Source organism: Kitasatospora sp. NPDC036993 (assembly GCF_055607525.1).
This window is the reverse complement of sequence record NZ_JBVJRP010000033.1, coordinates 42,933-44,361: the sequence shown is the minus strand read 5'-3', so window position 1 is coordinate 44,361 and position 1,429 is coordinate 42,933. Positions and strand designations below refer to the sequence as shown.

At 71.0% G+C, this 1,429-nt stretch carries 1 rRNA gene and 1 pseudogene; both read left to right on the top strand.

From position 1 onward, the window contains the following. A 5S ribosomal RNA gene (rrf, locus tag ACZ7C5_RS37280) occupies positions 1-87 on the top strand; the annotation flags it as partial. A gap of 595 nt (positions 88-682) precedes the next feature. Further along, positions 683-1,429, top strand: a pseudogene (locus tag ACZ7C5_RS37275) (tetratricopeptide repeat protein); the annotation flags it as partial.

Here is a 1,429-nt window from a genome sequence, read left to right as displayed (position 1 = left end):
GGTTACATTCCGAACCCGGAAGCTAAGCCTTACAGCGCCGATGGTACTGCAGGGGGGACCCTGTGGGAGAGTAGGACGCCGCCGAACAATTATTCAAGGCCGCGGCCCCAGCGACTCGCTGGGGCCGCGGCCTTTTTGTGTTTTGCGAACCTGAAGAAGGCCGGCAGGCCGGGACTTCCGCCCAGACGCGGAGGGTCCCGACATGTCGGACAATGGAGAAGGTGCGCGGGCCAGCAGGCCGGCGTCGAAACCGCGTGGCGGCAGCGGAGTTGCATGCTCGGCCCGCGGTGAAGCTGAAGCAGCAGAAGGAGTCACCACGATGTCGAACCAGCCCCAGGACCGTCCCGAGCGCCGATCGGACGACGGCCGAGGCTACGAGCCCCGGTCCCGAGGCGGCTGGTCCAACGACCGTGGCGGCGACCGCCGCAACGACCGTCGTGACGACCGCCCGTCCGGTGGTGGTTTCCGTCGCGATGACCGTGATGACCGTCCGCGTCGCGATGACCGCCCCACTGGCGGCGGGTACGGCCGTGACCGTGACGACCGAGGCGGTGACCGTGGTGGCTTCCGCCGCGACGACCGTCCCTCCGGTGGTGGCTTCAACCGCGACCGTGGTGGCGACCGTCCCTCCGGCGGTGGCTTCCGTCGTGACGACCGTCCGTCGGGTGGCTACGGCCGTGACCGTGACGACCGCGGTGGCGACCGTGGTGGCTTCCGCCGCGACGACCGTCCCTCCGGTGGTGGCTTCAACCGCGACCGTGGTGGCGACCGTCCCTCCGGCGGCGGTTTCAACCGCGACCGTGACGACCGTGGTGGCTTCCGCCGCGACGACCGTCCGACCGGTGGTGGCTTCAACCGCGACCGTGGTGGCGACCGTCCCTCCGGCGGCGGCTTCCGCCGCGACGACCGTCCGACCGGTGGTGGCTTCAACCGTGACCGTGGCGACCGTCCCTCCGGTGGTGGCTTCCGTCGTGACGACCGTCCGTCGGGTGGCTACGGCCGTGACCGTGACGACCGAGGCGGCGACCGTGGCGGCTTCCGCCGCGACGACCGTCCCTCCGGTGGTGGCTTCAACCGCGACCGTGGCGACCGTGGTGGCTTCCGTCGTGACGACCGTCCGTCGGGTGGCTACGGCCGTGACCGTGACGACCGTGGTGGCGACCGTGGTGGCTTCCGCCGCGACGACCGTCCCTCCGGTGGTGGCTTCAACCGCGACCGTGGCGACCGTGGTGGCTTCCGCCGCGATGACCGTCCGACCGGTGGTGGCTTCAACCGTGACCGCGATGACCGCCCGAGCGGTTTCCGTCGTGACGATCGTGGCGACCGCCCCTCCGGTGGTGGCTTCCGTCGTGACGACCGTCCGTCGGGTGGCTACGGCCGTGACCGTGACGACCGTGGTGGCGACCGTGGTGGCTTCCGCCGCGACGAC